Annotated in this window: 15 protein-coding genes and 1 tRNA gene; 8 read left to right on the top strand and 8 right to left on the bottom strand. The window is 42.2% G+C overall.

The annotated features are described in order from the left end of the window. Positions 1-5: 5 nt before the first annotated feature. Both purU and FE394_RS03730 read left to right on the top strand, forming a co-directional pair. The gene (gene purU / locus FE394_RS03735) at positions 6-854 is read left to right on the top strand and encodes a formyltetrahydrofolate deformylase (protein ID WP_319925063.1); all 849 of its coding nucleotides are present in this window, start codon (positions 6-8) and stop codon (positions 852-854) included. A 146-nt stretch (positions 855-1,000) separates the two neighbouring features. Continuing rightward, positions 1,001-1,085 (top strand) — tRNA-Tyr (locus FE394_RS03730). 296 nt (positions 1,086-1,381) lie between these two features. Here the strand turns inward: FE394_RS03730 and FE394_RS03725 are convergent. Continuing rightward, positions 1,382-2,245 (bottom strand): LysR family transcriptional regulator, encoded by an 864-nt coding sequence (locus FE394_RS03725; RefSeq protein ID WP_319925062.1) that lies wholly within the window; start codon positions 2,243-2,245, stop codon positions 1,382-1,384. Positions 2,246-2,895: 650 nt separating this feature from the next. Between FE394_RS03725 and xthA the strand changes: the two genes are divergently transcribed. Further along, positions 2,896-3,702 carry an exodeoxyribonuclease III gene (gene xthA, locus FE394_RS03720; protein ID WP_319925061.1) on the top strand — a complete coding sequence of 269 codons (807 nt, stop codon included), beginning with the start codon at positions 2,896-2,898 and terminating at the stop codon, positions 3,700-3,702. 55 nt (positions 3,703-3,757) lie between these two features. On the opposite strand, the gene FE394_RS03715 is transcribed toward xthA, so the two are convergent. From FE394_RS03715 to FE394_RS03705, 3 genes are all read right to left on the bottom strand, one after another. After that, complete coding sequence (locus FE394_RS03715; RefSeq protein WP_319925060.1) at positions 3,758-5,707, bottom strand: DNA topoisomerase III; 1,950 nt, start codon at positions 5,705-5,707, stop codon at positions 3,758-3,760. A gap of 271 nt (positions 5,708-5,978) precedes the next feature. After that, complete coding sequence (gene selD, locus FE394_RS03710) at positions 5,979-7,022, bottom strand: selenide, water dikinase SelD (protein ID WP_319925059.1); 1,044 nt, start codon at positions 7,020-7,022, stop codon at positions 5,979-5,981. Between the two features lie 14 nt (positions 7,023-7,036). Further along, entirely contained in the window at positions 7,037-7,588 is a 552-nt protein-coding gene (locus tag FE394_RS03705; RefSeq protein ID WP_319925058.1) for an NAD(P)H nitroreductase, read from the bottom strand. Positions 7,589-7,755: 167 nt separating this feature from the next. Here FE394_RS03705 and sppA point away from each other — a divergent pair, with 167 nt between their 5' ends. From sppA to pncA, 3 genes are all read left to right on the top strand, one after another. Beyond that, positions 7,756-9,645: a signal peptide peptidase SppA gene (gene sppA, locus FE394_RS03700; protein ID WP_319925057.1), complete on the top strand. Its 1,890-nt coding sequence runs from the start codon at positions 7,756-7,758 to the stop codon at positions 9,643-9,645. Positions 9,646-9,785: 140 nt separating this feature from the next. Next, positions 9,786-10,805, top strand: coding sequence for an asparaginase (gene ansA, locus FE394_RS03695; protein WP_319925056.1), 1,020 nt, complete (start codon positions 9,786-9,788; stop codon positions 10,803-10,805). 20 nt (positions 10,806-10,825) lie between these two features. Continuing rightward, positions 10,826-11,464: a bifunctional nicotinamidase/pyrazinamidase gene (gene pncA, locus FE394_RS03690; RefSeq protein ID WP_319925055.1), complete on the top strand. Its 639-nt coding sequence runs from the start codon at positions 10,826-10,828 to the stop codon at positions 11,462-11,464. Between the two features lie 79 nt (positions 11,465-11,543). Here pncA and FE394_RS03685 read toward each other — a convergent pair whose 3' ends face one another. After that, the gene (locus FE394_RS03685) at positions 11,544-11,825 is read right to left on the bottom strand and encodes a YeaC family protein (protein ID WP_319925054.1); all 282 of its coding nucleotides are present in this window, start codon (positions 11,823-11,825) and stop codon (positions 11,544-11,546) included. 187 nt (positions 11,826-12,012) lie between these two features. Then, the gene (gene msrB / locus FE394_RS03680) at positions 12,013-12,426 is read right to left on the bottom strand and encodes a peptide-methionine (R)-S-oxide reductase MsrB (RefSeq protein ID WP_319925053.1); all 414 of its coding nucleotides are present in this window, start codon (positions 12,424-12,426) and stop codon (positions 12,013-12,015) included. 342 nt (positions 12,427-12,768) lie between these two features. On the opposite strand from msrB, the gene gapA reads away from it, so the two are divergent. Both gapA and FE394_RS03670 read left to right on the top strand, forming a co-directional pair. Continuing rightward, positions 12,769-13,764 (top strand): glyceraldehyde-3-phosphate dehydrogenase, encoded by a 996-nt coding sequence (gapA, locus tag FE394_RS03675; RefSeq protein WP_319925052.1) that lies wholly within the window; start codon positions 12,769-12,771, stop codon positions 13,762-13,764. 108 nt (positions 13,765-13,872) lie between these two features. Continuing rightward, positions 13,873-14,754 carry a D-hexose-6-phosphate mutarotase gene (locus FE394_RS03670; RefSeq protein WP_319925051.1) on the top strand — a complete coding sequence of 294 codons (882 nt, stop codon included), beginning with the start codon at positions 13,873-13,875 and terminating at the stop codon, positions 14,752-14,754. A gap of 208 nt (positions 14,755-14,962) precedes the next feature. On the opposite strand, the gene dadX is transcribed toward FE394_RS03670, so the two are convergent. Continuing rightward, positions 14,963-16,030 (bottom strand): catabolic alanine racemase DadX, encoded by a 1,068-nt coding sequence (gene dadX, locus FE394_RS03665; RefSeq protein ID WP_319925050.1) that lies wholly within the window; start codon positions 16,028-16,030, stop codon positions 14,963-14,965. A gap of 19 nt (positions 16,031-16,049) precedes the next feature. Continuing rightward, positions 16,050-17,351 (bottom strand): D-amino acid dehydrogenase, encoded by a 1,302-nt coding sequence (locus FE394_RS03660; protein ID WP_319925049.1) that lies wholly within the window; start codon positions 17,349-17,351, stop codon positions 16,050-16,052. Positions 17,352-17,553: the final 202 nt, after the last annotated feature.

The raw sequence follows: 17,553 nt of genomic DNA, 5'->3' as shown, positions 1-17,553 counted from the left end.
AATCCATGCAAAACGCAAACATACAAAAAAAAATCTTGCGGACAATTTGTCCTGATGCCAAAGGATTAATCGCAAAAATCACAAACATTTGTTACAAACATCAATTAAATATTGTTCAAAATAATGAGTTTGTAGATCATCTCACCGGACGTTTTTTTATGCGTACAGAGCTGGAAGGTATTTTCAATGATGAAACACTTCTGGCGGATTTGGATGACGCTCTACCCGCAGGTTCAAACCGTGAGTTAAATACTGCTGGCCGTCGTCGCATTGTTATCATGGTGACGAAAGAAGCACATTGTATTGGTGACATTTTGGTAAAAAGCGTCTACGGTGGGCTGGATGTCGAAATTGCTGCTGTTATCGGTAACCATACGATCTTGCAACAATTGGTTGAGCAATTCGGCATTCCATTCCATCACATCAGTCATGAAGGTTTAACCCGCGATCAGCATGATGAAGCGCTGATGGCTCAGATTGACCAATATAAACCTGACTATGTTGTACTCGCTAAATATATGCGGGTTTTAACACCAGCATTTGTTCAGCATTATCCGAATCAGATAATCAACATCCATCATTCATTCTTGCCTGCATTCATCGGAGCACGGCCTTATCATCAGGCTTATGAACGTGGTGTGAAGATTATTGGCGCCACGGCTCATTATGTAAATGACAATCTGGATGAAGGTCCAATCATCACTCAGGATGTGATAAATGTGGATCATACTTATACTGCTGAAGAGATGATGCGGGCAGGCCGGGATGTTGAAAAGAATGTACTGAGTCAAGCATTACACTGGGTCTTTTCTCAACGCGTTTTTGTATATGGCAACCGTACCGTTATTCTTTGATAAAACGTTTGGTCATAGAGCGCAACTTGATCTAAAGGTTTAAAAAACCATCGATTGAAACTTTATTTTCAATTAACTACTTTACAGCGGCGGCTTATTTGATATTATGCCGTCCGCTGCTAACGACAGCGTACAATGCAAAATCTGGTGGGGTTCCCGAGCGGCCAAAGGGAGCAGACTGTAAATCTGCCGTCACAGACTTCGAAGGTTCGAATCCTTCCCCCACCACCATCAAAGAATGACTCCTAAATTTCCAACAAACAAATAATCAAATAATCAAACCAACATATAATTTTTTGGGGAAGGACGAGAACCTTCGACCAAGGTTCGAACTGAGCGCAGCGAAATAACAATAAGAACAATGCATATAAGCAATGCATATAAACAATACATATAAACAATACGCACAGTTCATTGTCTGAAAGGACGGGCAACGAGTAAATTAATATTTCGGAATAAATACACATGGATGAGTATCAATAGCGGAGCTAGAGGGACTGATAAGTTCGCTCCGCTTATGCAATCGGTTACTCCATATCGCTGACAGAGTCGATGAAACGATTTAACACGCTTGAGTGAGATTTCGATTTGTAAACATAACACTGACTAATTGCATCAGGTCGTAGTATCGGCATAAAGCCTAAACTTTCTCCCTCTTCCAGCGCACCGGAGTGGGAATCTGTAATAAAAATATAATCGGTTGATTGAATGAAATTAAGGCAGCATTCTATATTATCCATCTGCCTAATATTGACTTTCTCTCCATTTTTTACCATTTCCTCTTCCAAATTTTTAATCAAATTACCTTTATAGAGGACTGGATCACATAACCATGTTCTCTTTTTCAGCAATTGAGTAAAATCTCCATGAACTTCGTCTAATAATTCTTTACGGCAGCAGATCCCCAAATTTGGTCCATCAATTTTCCGTACAAGACTAAATCTATCACTAAGTACTTTTTCTGAAGTTAAAATTATCGTATTACCCTCATAATCAACTATTTCATCAATGTTATCATAACTGAAGCGTAATATATTAACTTGAGCGTTATTTCTTTCCGCTGCTTTATAAAGCGAAATTAAATGCTTTTTCTTACCCCAATCATGGTATATATTTACAACATTACAAATACTCCCGCTGATGTGTTTCTTTGTAATTTCTTTCTCTCTCAAATAGAGCTCTTTTAGGTCATTATATAACTCCGCTCCGTCTTTGGTAAGAATCATCCCAAACTTCTCCCTTTTAAATAAGCGCTTTCCTAACGTCGCCTCAAAGTCTTTAATTGATTTAGCTACTGGGGGAGTCGTACGGTTCATCACTCTTGCCGCCTTGCTTAAAGAACCCATTTCCACCACCGCCATGAATGCTTCTAATTTACGAGAAAAAAACATAATTCACCGTTCCTATATAACTTGTGGCTAAAGTAATTTCCTTGAAATGGCTTTCTCATCAGGTAACCGCTAAATCAAGCTTGATATTATGAAGATATAATTTTGTACAATAAAAACAGATATTTTTCAAATGACATTTTATATAAATGCCAGTCCCTGATGCAATAATGCGGTTTAGATAGATTTATATTACCCATCTATATCATGATGAATATTCCACCGTGATTGTAAGCCGTTAATAAATATCGTCATGCTTACAAGTTCAAATTTCTATCAGAGATTGATTAACTCTTCTACTTTTTCATTAATTATTTTTTGTAACGCATGACATAAAATAAATTTCAAGGATAAAAACCCTCACGGTAAATTATAATATCGAATGTTTAATATAACAGATTACTATTAGTTAATTATTATATATCCATTAATTTATCACTTCTTAATTTTGTTATTTTTATTATTAAAACACGATTCAATACTCTAAATTTTGGGTAGCAGGCGTATTATACTCAGTATAGTATGACATATAGGAGTAAAATAGCTAAATATCAAGATAATCAGGTAAAACTTATTATTTAATAAATAGTTACATCTTTATTTACATCTGCTAACATTGAAAATCAGTATATTCTAAAGGTGATTATAACGTCATGAAATTTATATCATTCAATATTAATGGGTTGCGGGCACGTCCTCATCAACTTGCTGCCATCGTTGAAAAACACCAACCAGAAGTTATCGGATTACAGGAAATAAAAGTCCATGATGAAATGTTTCCTTTAGAAGAAGTCAGTAAATTGGGTTATCACGTTTTCTATCATGGTCAAAAATCACACTACGGTGTCGCCCTGCTCACCCGTCAGCAACCTATAGAGGTTCGTAAAGGTTTCCCTACCGATGATGATGATGCACAACGTCGTATTATTATGGCTGATATAGAAACACCTCACGGTGTATTAACCGTAATCAACGGCTATTTTCCTCAAGGGGAAAGCCGTGATCATCCGGTTAAATTTCCTGCTAAAGAAAAATTCTATCAGGACTTACAATCCTATCTAGAAAATCACCACTCGCCAGAATCGCATATTCTGATCATGGGGGATATGAACATCAGCCCAACTGATCTCGACATAGGGATTGGGGAAAATAACCAAAAACGCTGGCTGAGAACCGGGAAATGCTCTTTTTTGCCTGAAGAAAGAGCATGGATGGAACGCCTTAAAAACTGGGGATTTATCGATACATTCCGAGCACAATATCCCGAAACCAGCGACCAATTCTCTTGGTTTGATTACCGCTCAAAAGGATTTGATGATAATCGCGGGTTACGCATTGATTTACTGCTTGCCAGCCAACCATTAGCAGAACGATGCGTCTCTTCTGGGATTGATTATGCTATTCGCAGCATGGAAAAACCGTCTGACCATGCTCCGGTCTGGACAGTTTTTGAAATGTAAGCGCCGGACATGAAACACAGCACCGTCAATTATGGTGCTGTGTTATCATTTTTTGTTATGCCTGATTGGTTTTATCTGCCTTTGCCTTACTACTGAATTTTGTCTGCTTTCCTTTTTTGCCTTTCGCAGAGCTTTTGGCAGGCGCAGGTGGCAAGTCTCTGAAAGCTTTCAAATTACGATACTGTTTAGCCTGCCAGATTAATTGCTGCAATGTTTCCTGAAGAGGCAACATAAAATCCTGATAGCGAAATTGCTTTTCGCTGATTTGCGTCAGCCGTGATTCCCAATGAGCTGTCATATCTGGTAATACCGCCATATCCGGCAATACATGTATCAAGGCTCGTCCCGCAGGTGTAGCATGAATGTGACGCCCTTTTTTATACAGAAACTCCCGTTTGAACAACAGTTCAATAATCCCTGCCCGAGTGGCTTCTGTACCCAAGCCATCAGTTGCACGCAACACCTTCTTCAGGGATTTATCCTGAACAAATCGTGCTATACCCGTCATTGCAGATAATAATGTTGCATCAGTAAAATGTCTTGGTGGTTGTGTCTGTCGTTCGACCACTTCCCCCTTCTCACACAAAAGATTATCTCCCTTAGCAACAACAGGTAATGGAGTGCCTTCATTCTCCTCATCCCTTTCTTTGTTACCAAGCAAAGTTCTCCACCCTGCTTCTGCCAGAAAACGAGCCTTAGCAATAAATTTCCCGCCGGCAATATCAAGTTCGATCGTACACTTGCGGAATATTGCATCAGGGAAAAACTGCATCAAATACTGTTTGGCAATCAGGCCATAAATCCGATGTTCATTTTCTGTCAGATTGACTTGGCTACTACGTGCAGTAGGAACTATCGCATGGTGTGCATCAACTTTCTTATCGTCCCAACAACGATTCTTTTTTTCCATATCTAAAGCATCCTGCGGGAGTAACTGAGCCGCATGGATTGAGATGGCATTGAAAACCGCATGACGACCCGCAAAATGCTCTTCTGGCAGATAGCGGCTGTCAGAGCGGGGATAAGTAATCAATTTATGGGTTTCATATAGTCGCTGACAGACATCAAGCACTTCCTGAGCACTCAGGCCAAAACGTTTGGCTGCATCAATCTGCAAGGAAGAGAGCGAGAATGGCAACGGTGCAGTTTCTGATTCTCGTTTGTCCTGATATGCAGTGACATTGGCTGGTTGTCCCGTAATTCGTGCTACAACATGCTCTGCCAAGGTTCGATGAATCACTCTTCCTTCTTCATCCTGAAAATCAATGCAAGATTCACTGGGCTGCCATAAGGCTGTGAATCGCTCTTCATTTGGCGTAACAATATGTGCTTTGACGTCAAAGAAATCTTTCGGCACAAAATGCTCTATCTCTTCATCACGACGAACAACCAGTCCCAAAATAGGTGTCTGAACACGCCCAACGGACAAGACTCCCTGATAACCCGCATTCTGGCCCAATAGCGTATAAGCGCGGGTCATGTTGATACCATAAAGCCAATCAGCCCGGGCTCTGGCAAGAGCAGAAACACACAAGGGAATAAATTCCCGATTGCTCCTCAATCGTTCCACTGCTTTTGTAACCGCCTGAGGGTTCAGGTCATTAATCAGGCAACGTTGGACATTCTGTTTTTTTTCGGTGTCCAGTTCCAAAAAATCCAGCACTTCATCCACCAGCAATTGGCCTTCACGATCAGGGTCACCGGCATGGACAATTTCGTTCGCCCTTTCCAACAGGGATTTTATCGTGTTGAGCTGTTTGGCCACTGAAGCCCGTGGCTTTAACTGCCATTTTTCAGGAATGATGGGTAAATCTGCCAATACCCAGCGAGCATAGCGACTATCGTAAGCATTTGGCTCCGCCTGCTCCAATAGATGACCGACACACCAAGTAACAAATTGGTTGTTACCACATTCGATAAACCCATCACCACGCCGATGAGGTTTCGGTAAAACATCCGCTATGGCTCTCGCGAGACTAGGTTTTTCTGCAATAAAAAGACGCATGGAATTATTCAATGATTACCAGTTAAAATAAAATTTACTTTAAATACATAATGTTATATCAATAACCGTTCTAAATAAGATAGAAATATACTCAATTATGTACAAACAAAAAATTACTCAAAACATCTAGTTCGAAGACTGATTCTATAGTATTAGACATGTTTTCCACTTACCACAACTAATAGAAAAACCCCGCACTTGCGAGGTCTGAAAAAATAGCGATGACGACACCTGATTGTTGACGATAAAAACGGCTAATAAAGAGAAATCATTATTCAATAACTTCAATCAATCTCCTGCCTGAGCGAGGTTCAGTCAGTTCACCGATAGCAACCAAATCAATGTCGTGGTTTCGTGCAATAACTTTCGCCTCTTCCACCGCATTTGGCAAAATAGCCAGCAATAAACCACCCGAAGTCTGTGGGTCACACAGGAGATGACGTTGGTTCTCCGTCATTTTTCCAATCAAGTGTCCATAGCTGTCAAAATTGCGCCCTGTGCCACCAGGTACGCAACCTTTTTCAATATAAATATCAACATCAGGCAATCTTGGTACCTGTGAAAATTTGACCGTTGCATGAACGCCCGAACCTTCACAGATTTCACCCAAATGCCCTAACAGGCCGAAACCTGTTACATCCGTCATCGCCGTGACACCGTCAATTCCGGCAAAATCTGCTCCCGCCTTATTCAACTGGCACATTATCTCTTTCGCAACACCTTGGTGTTCAGGCTGAAGCAGACCTTTCTTTTCAGCCGTAGTCAATACACCAACGCCTAAAGGCTTCGTCAGAAACAGGCGGCATCCTGCTTTTGCCTGATTATTGCGTTTTACACGTTCAATATCGATAATACCGGTGACTGCCAGACCAAAGATAGGCTCCGGTGCATCAATCGAATGCCCTCCGGCCAGAGAAATGCCCGCTTCTTTGCAAACAGAACGACCACCTTCAATGACTTTTTGCGCGATTTCTGGTGCCAGTTTAGCAATCGGCCAGCCCAGAATTGCAATCGCCATTATCGGCTTTCCCCCCATTGCATAAATATCGCTGATAGCATTAGTGGCTGCAATACGACCAAAATCAAACGGATCATCTACAATCGGCATGAAAAAATCAGTGGTGCTAATGATGCCTGTGCCATTGCCAATGTCATACACAGCAGCATCATCACGAGTTTCATTACCTACCAGCAAATTAGGATCAAAAAAACTTGCCTGCTCACTGCGCAGGATAGTTTCCAGCACTTTTGGGGAGATTTTGCAGCCACATCCGGCACCATGGCTGTACTGAGTCAGACGGATCTCAGTTGACATTCACTCACCTCCAGTTAGAAGTAACTGACAAAGTTCGTCAAATCTGGTGTAGATACTTTCATCGGTGATCTGAGTTCTGGCGTCCCCAAATAGAGGAAACCCACAATTTTGTCATTCTCCCCACAGCCTAAACCTGCTTTGACAATAGGATCTTCAGTCCATGAACCTGAACGCCATATACCGCCAAAGCCCTGAGCAACGGCAGCCATCTGCATAGCATGCACAGCACAGCCTGCCGCTACAACTTGTTCCCATTCAGGCACTTTCGCATGTTCAACAACCTTAGCAATCACAGTGATAATCATGGGCGCACGATAAGGTGCATTTTTCGCTTTTTCCTCAACATCTTTACCCAATCCACCTTCAATTGCGGCTTTTTCAAGCAACTGACTGAATTTATCAATGCCTTCTTCCTGCATCACAACAAAATGCCAAGGACGTAATGCCCCATGGTCAGGCGCTCTCATCCCTGCTGCCAAAATATGTTGTAATTTATCGCCTTGTGGGGCTGGTGTTGTTAAACGTGAGACTGAACGACGATTCAACAAAAGTTCTAAAGCATTCATGCTTTTCTCCTGAATAAGATAATCTGTAAAAACTCAACATTCTCTGTTTATTCGTTAGCGAATGAAAGCACAGAAATTATTTTTTCCATCATTCACATGATTTCCAGCTGACATTTTCAAACGAGCTGATTAGGATACCCCAACTTGATACCGTAACTGGAGACGATATGCGTACTTTATGGAATTTTATAGCAGCTCTATTTCAGTGGAGTTGGAAGCTGCTGAATTTTGTTCGCCAACTCATTTCTAATCTTATTTTTATTCTATTCATATTTGTTGTTGCTGTTGGCATAATTGCTTATCAGCATCAATCTGCATCTAACGATAACTACCATGGCGCATTATATGTCAACTTATCGGGTATCGTTCTTGATAGCGTCACCCCTCTTAATCCGCTTGAAAAATTGGGCAAAGACCTTTTTGATCCTTCCAATAGTAATTATAAAGAAAACTCGTTATTTGATATTGTTGACAGCATTCGGCGCGCAAAAGATGATCCCAAAATTACCGGCATGGTGTTAAATCTGAATGATTTTACAGGGGCAGATCAGCCTTCCATGAAATACATCGGCAAGGCCATTAATGAATTTAAAAAAATCGGCAAACCAGTATATGCAATTGGTGATAATTACAGCCAATCACAATACTATTTAGCCAGCTATGCGGATGAAATATACTTGTCTCCACAAGGTCTCGTTGATATTCATGGTTTCTCAACTAATCATTTATACTACAAATCATTATTAGACACCCTGAAAGTTTCCATTCATATTTTCCGTGTAGGCACTTACAAATCCGCAGTGGAACCCCTGTTGCGGAATAATATGTCAGACGAATCACGTGAAGCCGATAGCCTTTGGCTCAACGAGCTTTGGAACAATTACCTGAATACCATTGCGGCTAACAGACATATCCCTGCCGAACAAGTTTTCCCCGGCGCAACTCATTTTATTGAAAAACTCCGTAAAGCGGGTGGTGATCCTTCACTGTATGCGCGTCAAAACCAACTCGTAAATGATATTCAACCACGCAGTGTAGTTGAAAATAAAATGAGAAAAATCTTTGGCTGGGATGAAGAGCAAAAGCATTTCAACTACATCAGTATCTATGACTACATGGAAAAACAACCACTGCAATCTCCGGATAATAAAGGCAATATTGCTGTCATTATTGCTGAAGGGGCGATTTTAGATGGTAAACAAGCACCAGGAATAGTGGGAAGTGATGCGATTACGAAACAACTGCGCGAAGCACATCAGAATCCCGATATAAAAGCTATCGTATTACGGGTAAACAGCCCTGGCGGCAGTGTTGGTGCGTCTGAAATCATCCGCAGTGAGATCGCCGCTATCCGTCACGGTGATAAAGATAATAATGGTGAAGGTGCAAAACCCATTGTTGTTTCAATGGGCGGAACAGCAGCTTCCGGTGGTTACTGGATATCTACCCCGGCTAACTACATCATTGCTGATCCAAGTACCTTAACAGGCTCTATCGGTATTTTTGGTGTCCTTCAGACTTTTGAAAAGAGCCTGAATTATATTGGCGTGAATACAGATGGTATTTCAACAACACCGTTGGCAGATATCTCTGCTACCAAAGGTATTAACCCAGCATTCTCCGAAGTAATGCAGTTATCTATTGAAAGTGGCTACCGCAAATTTATCGGGCTGGTTGCACATGCCCGCAATAAATCTCTGGACGAAACAGATAATGTCGCCCAAGGACGTGTTTGGAGCGGTTTTGATGCCAAGAAACAGGGTTTAGTCGATCAGCTGGGTGATTTTGATGATGCGGTTAAAAAAGCGGCTGAATTGGCCGGAGTTAAAAATGTCTCTCTGGACTGGATGCAGCCTGAACTTTCATTCTCTGAAAAAGTCTTATTGGGGCTGACTGCATCCACGCAAGCACTGTTGCCAAATACATTGCAATCCATGTTGCCGGCTCCATTCGCCCAAGTTGCTCAAGACATGAAAAAACAAGCAGTATTTTACAATAATCTGAATGATCCGCAGAACATCTATACATTCTGTCTGAATTGTGTCGATGTTCGATAAAATATGTTGATATCCGCTAAAAATAGCTGATTGACAAAATCTTTCTCAAATTTAAAGCCTGATCTCACCATCAGGCTTTTTTTATTTCACGTACTCCCTATAATCCAATCCGGCTAAATATGTTTTATTGAGGCGTTACCATGCAGAAAAAATCTATCTATGTTGTTTACACAGGCGGCACAATCGGGATGCAGCATTCTCCCAATGGCTACATTCCGGTTTCCGGCCATTTACAGCAACAACTCGCACAAATGCCCGAATTCCATCGCCCAGAAATGCCGACGTTTACGATCCGTGAACACCAGCCCCTGATTGATTCTTCTGATATGAGTCCTAATGACTGGGCCATTATCGCGGATGATATCAGCCAGAATTATCATGCCTATGATGGCTTTGTTATTCTGCATGGTACAGATACCATGGCTTTTACTGCCTCGGCGCTCTCTTTTATGTTCGAGAATCTGAATAAGCCGGTCATAGTGACAGGGTCACAAATTCCTTTAGAAGCTCTACGCTCCGATGGGCAGACAAATCTACTTAATGCGCTGTATCTCGCCGCTCACTATCCTATCAACGAAGTAGGCCTGTTTTTCAACAATAAATTGTTCCGCGGCAATAGAACGATTAAAGCCCATGCAGACGGCTTTGATGCTTTCTCATCCCCCAACTGCTCACCACTGATGGAAGCGGGCATTAATATTCGTACCTTTCAAGCAAGCCCTCTTCCTGTCAGTCACAATGAATTTGTCGTAAATTCGGTTACATCGCAACCAATTGGAGTCGTCACCATCTATCCGGGGTTATCCAGCCAAGTAGTCGAAAATATCCTGATGCAACCTGTCAAGGCATTGATTTTACGATCATATGGTGTCGGCAATGCCCCGCAGTGTGCCGCTTTGCTGAAAACATTAAAGGAAGCGAACGAGCGAGGAATTATCGTGATTAATTTGACCCAATGTATTTCTGGTAGGGTCAACATGGGAGGTTATGCTACGGGTCACGCATTAGCCAAATCCGGCGTTATCAGCGGTTACGACATGACGTTCGAAGCAGCTTTGACTAAATTGCACTACTTACTGAGCCAATCTTATACACCTGAAGAAATCCGCAGCCTGATGCAACAAAATCTGCGTGGAGAGTTGAGCTATTCCAATGAATAATAAAAGATAAATCGAGAAATATGATGAAAACAGCATTATTACTTATCGATCTGCAAAATGACTTCTGTACCGGAGGTCCATTGGCGGTCAAAGAAAGTGATGTGGTCATTGAGGTCGCAAATCAAGTCGTTGATCTGTTTCAGCAACACAATCTCCCAATCATAGCCAGTCAGGACTGGCACCCTGCTACCCACATGAGCTTTGCAGAAAACTCCGGGCAGAAAATAGGTGAATTAGGCGAACTCAATGGCATACCTCAGGTATGGTGGCCCATCCATTGTGTTCAGGGCCAATCTGGTGCAGCGCTCCATCCTGCATTAAATCAATCAGCTATCCAAGAGATTTTCCAGAAAGGCGAGAATAGCCAGATAGATAGCTACAGTGCATTCTTCGACAATGACCATAAAAGCGAAACCAGATTGCATGGATGGCTGACAGACCAACATATACGGCGTTTGTTTGTATTGGGCATTGCCACAGATTATTGCGTCAGATTTACGGTGCTTGATGCCTTGGCATTAGGCTATGAAATCTATGTTGTGGTTGATGGTTGCCGTGGCGTAAATATTCAGGAAAATGACAGCCAGCATGCACTTGAAGAGATGGCCGCCCATGGTGCCAAATTAATTTCACAGAGCGAAATCATAAAGTTCTTATGAACATCAAAACCTAATGCGATAACCCAAAACATAACCTCGGCCTATTCTCTGCACGGACGAGGTTTTATCTCAATTCAATTCACTCTTCTGGTTGGGGCTTTAATTTAGCAACCATCTCAGACTGGAATATTGCCTTTAACTCTTGCTTACTTTTTACGGTAATTTGGCCATCTGTACCAATCGTCATGTGTTCGGGATCGTGATTATGCTTGGCTTGCCAGAGCATCACCGCCTGCAAACTATATTCTTTTTGTTCTGGCGTTAACGGCACGCCATCCTGCCATTTTCCTAGTTCAACTGCCTGTACTAATCTTTGATAGATTTCAGGCGTCATGGCAGAGAGTAAATGATCTAACTTCATCGATATTTCCTTAACGGCTGTATGTACTATTCGCACAACGATAAGCCGACACGATTACAAATTGATACTTTTATTAATGCTTTTATCATTCAGCATTAAGCTGAATCGTTTCTATTGTTTGCGCTGTTTCTGCTTTCTTTGTTAAAACTAAACGTCCGATCGGATCAAAAAATCGTCGATAATGATATTAACCGGCTGTTTCTTCACCCGTTTCATCATCAACAAAACGCAATGATGCTGAATTAATACAAAAACGCTCTTCTGTCGGCTTGGGGCCATCGGGAAAAACATGCCCCAAATGTGCCTGACAATGACTGCAACGCACTTCTATCCGGTGCATGTTATGCGAATAATCATCAATATAAGTGATGGATTTATCATTAATCGGCTGATAAAAACTCGGCCATCCACAACCGGAATCAAATTTGGTATCAGAAATAAACAGTGGCTGCCGGCAACACAAACAATGGTAAATGCCACTCTTCTTGTTGTGTAGTAGTTTCCCTGAAAATGGCGGTTCAGTGCCGGCTTCCTGGGTAACATGGCGCTGAATTGGGCTAAGTTTTTCCATAGAAAGGGAAATGTGTTGACTTTTAATCATAATGACCACCTTTTAAGGCCAATATTTTCAATACAAAATCATCGAAAACAACAAAAAATTAACATCAAAATGACGAAACGCATTCTACCCCATTAAACATAGCAATTTACTTTACTAATTGTGATAAATCTCACATATCTAACCAATGGTAACTTTCAATATCTCCTGATACCCCGATAATAGTGCCCGTAAAGCTTGTCCCGGCTGTACAGCAAGCGTTCAGATAGTGCTGCTTAAATTGATATTTTTCAATTGTTGACACGATTCCGCTTGACGGCTGGCAAGATTTTGGTAACTTTAGAAACAACTTTTAATTCACTAAAAAATAGCTGGTGGAATACTATGACTATCAAAGTAGGTATTAACGGTTTTGGTCGTATCGGCCGTATTGTTTTCCGTGCTGCACAAGAGCGTTCAGATATTGAAATCGTTGCAATCAATGATCTGTTGGATGCTGAGTACATGGCTTACATGCTGAAATACGATTCAACCCACGGCCGCTTCAACGGTACTGTTGAAGTTAAAGACGGTCAGTTGGTTGTTAACGGCAAAACCATCCGTGTTACATCAGAAAGAGATCCAGCTAACCTGAAATGGAACGAAGTTGGTGCTGATGTCGTTGCTGAAGCAACCGGTATCTTCCTGACCGACGAGACTGCACGTAAACACATCGCTGCTGGCGCGAAAAAAGTTGTTCTGACTGGCCCATCCAAAGACGACACCCCAATGTTCGTTATGGGCGTCAACCACAACGCCTATGCAGGTCAGGAGATCGTTTCTAACGCATCTTGCACCACTAACTGTCTGGCTCCACTGGCTAAAGTTATCAATGACAAATTCGGCATTGTTGAAGGTCTGATGACAACTGTTCACGCAACTACTGCAACCCAGAAAACGGTTGACGGTCCTTCTGCGAAAGACTGGCGTGGTGGTCGTGGTGCAGCGCAGAACATCATCCCATCTTCAACTGGCGCAGCAAAAGCAGTAGGTAAAGTTATTCCAGAACTGAACGGCAAACTGACTGGTATGTCTTTCCGTGTTCCTACTCCTAACGTTTCTGTGGTTGACCTGACTGTACGTCTGGAGAAACCAGCAACTTACGCACAAATCTGTGACGCAATCAAAGCAGCAGCAGAAGGCGACCTGAAAGGTATTCTGGGTTACACTGAAGATGACGTTGTTTCTACTGACTTCAACGGCGAAAAACTGACTTCTGTATTCGATGCAAAAGCCGGTATCGCGCTGAACGACAACTTTGTGAAACTGGTTTCTTGGTATGACAACGAAACGGGTTACTCTAACAAAGTTCTGGATCTGATCGCTCATATCTCTAAATAATTGAGCTTTCATACCCATTCAAAAGCCATCTGTTTACAGATGGCTTTTTTGCGCTATTCTTGAGGCTTGGTTTCACTGCCAATTCAGATTTACATAAGGTTATGACAGATGCTTGATAAAATTTTCTCATTACCGGTTGTAGAACAGATATCCCCTTATATCAGCCAGCGAAATATTGATGGTTTTCCGCTGATAGTTATTTCTCACCCTAAAGCGCGTGGTGCGATCAGTATTCAGGGTGCGCATCTAATCACATGGCAGCCTAGTGGTGAAAAACCGGTTTTATGGGTGAGTGATAAAACCGCTTTCAGTTCAGGAACGCCCATTCGTGGTGGTATTCCCATCTGTTGGCCTTGGTTCGGGCCGTCTTCCGCTCCCAGCCACGGATTTGCACGGATATTACCTTGGGAGCTCAAAGCGCATAATGAAAATGAGAATGGCGTTATTTTGACATTCACACTACAGGATAATGCTTATACCCATAAATTATGGCCACATGAGTTCACCCTGATTGCCCGCTTTAAATTAGGGGAAACCTGCGAAATAGAATTAGAGTCTCATGGTGAATATCAAGCTACCTGCGCCCTTCACTCTTACTTCAATGTCAGCGATATCAATCAAATTCGGGTCAGCGGGCTTGGTGATCATTTTATTGACACTGTTGCTGACAGAGAACAGTACGTTCATGGAGATTTAATCTTCTCAGGACGAACCGATCGTATCTATACAGAGCCAGACGATTTTAGTCTGCTCAGAGATCCGCAGTGGAAACGAACGGTTGAAATACACCATTATCACCAAAGTGATATAGTGTGCTGGAATCCCGGAGCCGCACTATCCAGTAGCATGAAGGATATGGGCAAGGAAGGTTATAAAAATATGGCTTGTATCGAAACTGCACGTATCAATAGCCCATTACTACCTAAAAATGGCAATCCCGACAGACTTTCTGTTGTTATCCGCTGCCGCAAAATCTCTGATGTAAGCTAACCTGAATTTGGGTTGATTATCTAATTGGAGCGGGAAAACGCAATCAACAAAGGCAACAAAGGAAATAGTAGCTTGGAGTATGAAAGAGCTATATGCATAAAAAATCAATAAAACAGGCATTTATCCTAAAACCAAAAAAGAAAAATGCCTGAGACAGAAGGAGTTATAACCTGATGAATCAGCTATTAGTCAGCGATTCTATTAGCGATTAGCTCACAATAACAGGGACGCGCTGCGCTAAAGCGCACAAAAGTTCATAACCAATGGTTCCAGCCGATTCTGCAACTTCATCCACGGATAGGTTTTCTCCCCACAATTCAACAACACTGCCGACTTTTGCCTGCGGGCATGGAGTCAAATCAACCGTCAGCATATCCATTGATATAGCACCCAATAATTGAGTACGGACACCATCAACGATGACAGGCGTTCCTGTTGGAGCGTGTCGGGGATATCCATCCGCATAGCCGCAAGCGACTGTGCCAACACGCATGGACTGCTGAGTCGTGTAACGGCTGCCATAGCCAATTTTCTCGCCCACAGGGAGTTCGTGCACCGCAATGAGTTCACTTTGCAATGTCATAGCTGATTTGAGCCCAACATCCGCAATATCACGCCACTTTCCGCTGGGAGATGCACCATAAAGAATAATGCCCGGCCGTACCCAATCGCCATGTGTTTCAGGATGCCATAAAACTGCACCAGAATTAGCCAGACAGTAAGGAAGCGAGTCCAATTGCAGGCGTTCTACAACAGCAAACTGTTCATTAATCCCCACGCCATTATCTGAATTGGCAAAATGGGTCATCAAAGTCACTGAATTGATATTCTTGATCCCTTTTGCCAATGAAACTATCTGTGGATAATCTTTTGGCGTAAATCCCAGCCGATTCATTCCACTATTGAGTTTTAAATAGATATCAATAGGGTTATTTAATTTGGCTTTTTCTATCTCCTCAAGCTGCCAATGGCTATGTACAGAAGTTGTCAGACGATATTGATTAATAATCTGCAAATCTGTCGGTTTGAAAAAACCTTCCAATAGCAGGATTGGTCCCTGCCATCCCTGTTCCCTTAAATAAATAGCTTCATTCATGTCAAGCAGAGCAAAACCATCCGTCTGAATGAGTGATTGCCATATTCTGTCCAATCCATGCCCATACGCATTCGCTTTCACCACCGACCAGATTTTACTGTGGCCGGCCTTTTGGCGAATAAGCGCCAAATTATGGCGAAATGCTTCGAGATGGATCGTTGCCAAAATAGGACGTGGCATGACGACCCCTTTTTATCGTTTATGCAATATGTAAATGAGGCTTCATTGGAAGCACTTTTATATTGAACCCATTGATATATCTGAATACAGAGAGATCATCTGCTGCAATATCTGGTTTATTGCCAGAAATTAAATCAGACAGTAGCTTTCCTGAACCGCAGGCCATCGTCCAGCCTAATGTTCCATGCCCGGTATTTAAATAGAGATTCGAATATTTAGTTGGACCGACGATTGGTGTTCCGTCCGGTGTCATGGGGCGCAGACCTGTCCAGAATGAGGCTTCCGCAATATTGCCACCATTATGGTAAAGATCCTGCACAACCATTTTTAAGGTTTCACAGCGATTCTGGGGGACATTTAAATTAAAACCAACCACTTCCGCCATTCCACCAACACGAATGCGATTATCAAAACGAGTAATGGCGATTTTATAAGTCTCATCCAAAACCGTTGACGCAGGCGCTCTTAATTCGTCCACAATCGGCATTGTCAGTGAATAACCTTTCATTGGATAGACCGGAATTTTGACAAGATCTTTCAATATATCGGTAGAATAAGCCCCCATTGCCACTACATAATTATCCGCTGTCATGATGCCATCATCACATTGGATACCCGTGATTTTATTTCCTTCTACCAAAATCTGTTTAATTTGCTTGTTGAATATAAACTTTACACCAACATCTTCTGCCATTTTTGCCAGTGCCTTGGTAAAAATCTGACAATCACCGGTTTCATCATTCGGCAATTGCAATCCCCCTGTCAATTTATGGGAGACATGGGCAAGAGCAGGTTCTACTGTTGCCAGTTGTTCTGCGGTCAATAACCGATAAGGAACGCCCTCCTGTTCTAATACTTTAATATCATTGGCAGCATTATCAAATTGCTTACCGGTTCTGAACAGTTGTAAAGTGCCTTCCTGACGACCCTCATATTGTATTCCCGTATCTGCCCTTAATTGTTTAATGCAGTCCCGGCTATATTCTGCCAAACGCACCATTCTGCTTTTATTCATGGCGTAATGGCTTGCATCACAATTGCGCAGCATTTCCCACATCCAGCGCAATTGAAACAGCGAACCGTCAGGACGAATGGCCAGAGGCGCATGACGTTGAAACACCCACTTTATTGCTTTCAGTGGGATCCCCGGAGCTCCCCAGGGTGTCGCATATCCGGGCGAGATTTGTCCGGCATTACCTGCACTGGTTTCTTCAGCAGCACTATTTTGACGATCTACCACGATAACTTCATGACCTTCTTGCGCGAGATACCACGCGCTGGTTACACCAATAACACCGCCGCCTAAAATAAGGACCTTCATTCTGCCCCCTATTGATGAGTGATATCCACAAGCATAATATGCTGAATATAAAAATCCAATACAGAATAATAGCCTGTAACAGAATTAATCAATTTATAAGATTTAAATCACATTTATGTTACAAAACCAGGATGGCAATCATATTTAAAACAATAGCGAACTGTGGTATAAAAACTTTTAATTCATAGAGTTAATGCAGAAT

This window comes from Xenorhabdus littoralis, from assembly GCF_033949345.1.
Lineage (GTDB): Bacteria > Pseudomonadota > Gammaproteobacteria > Enterobacterales > Enterobacteriaceae > Xenorhabdus > Xenorhabdus littoralis.
This window is presented reverse-complemented; position numbering and strand designations above follow the sequence as displayed.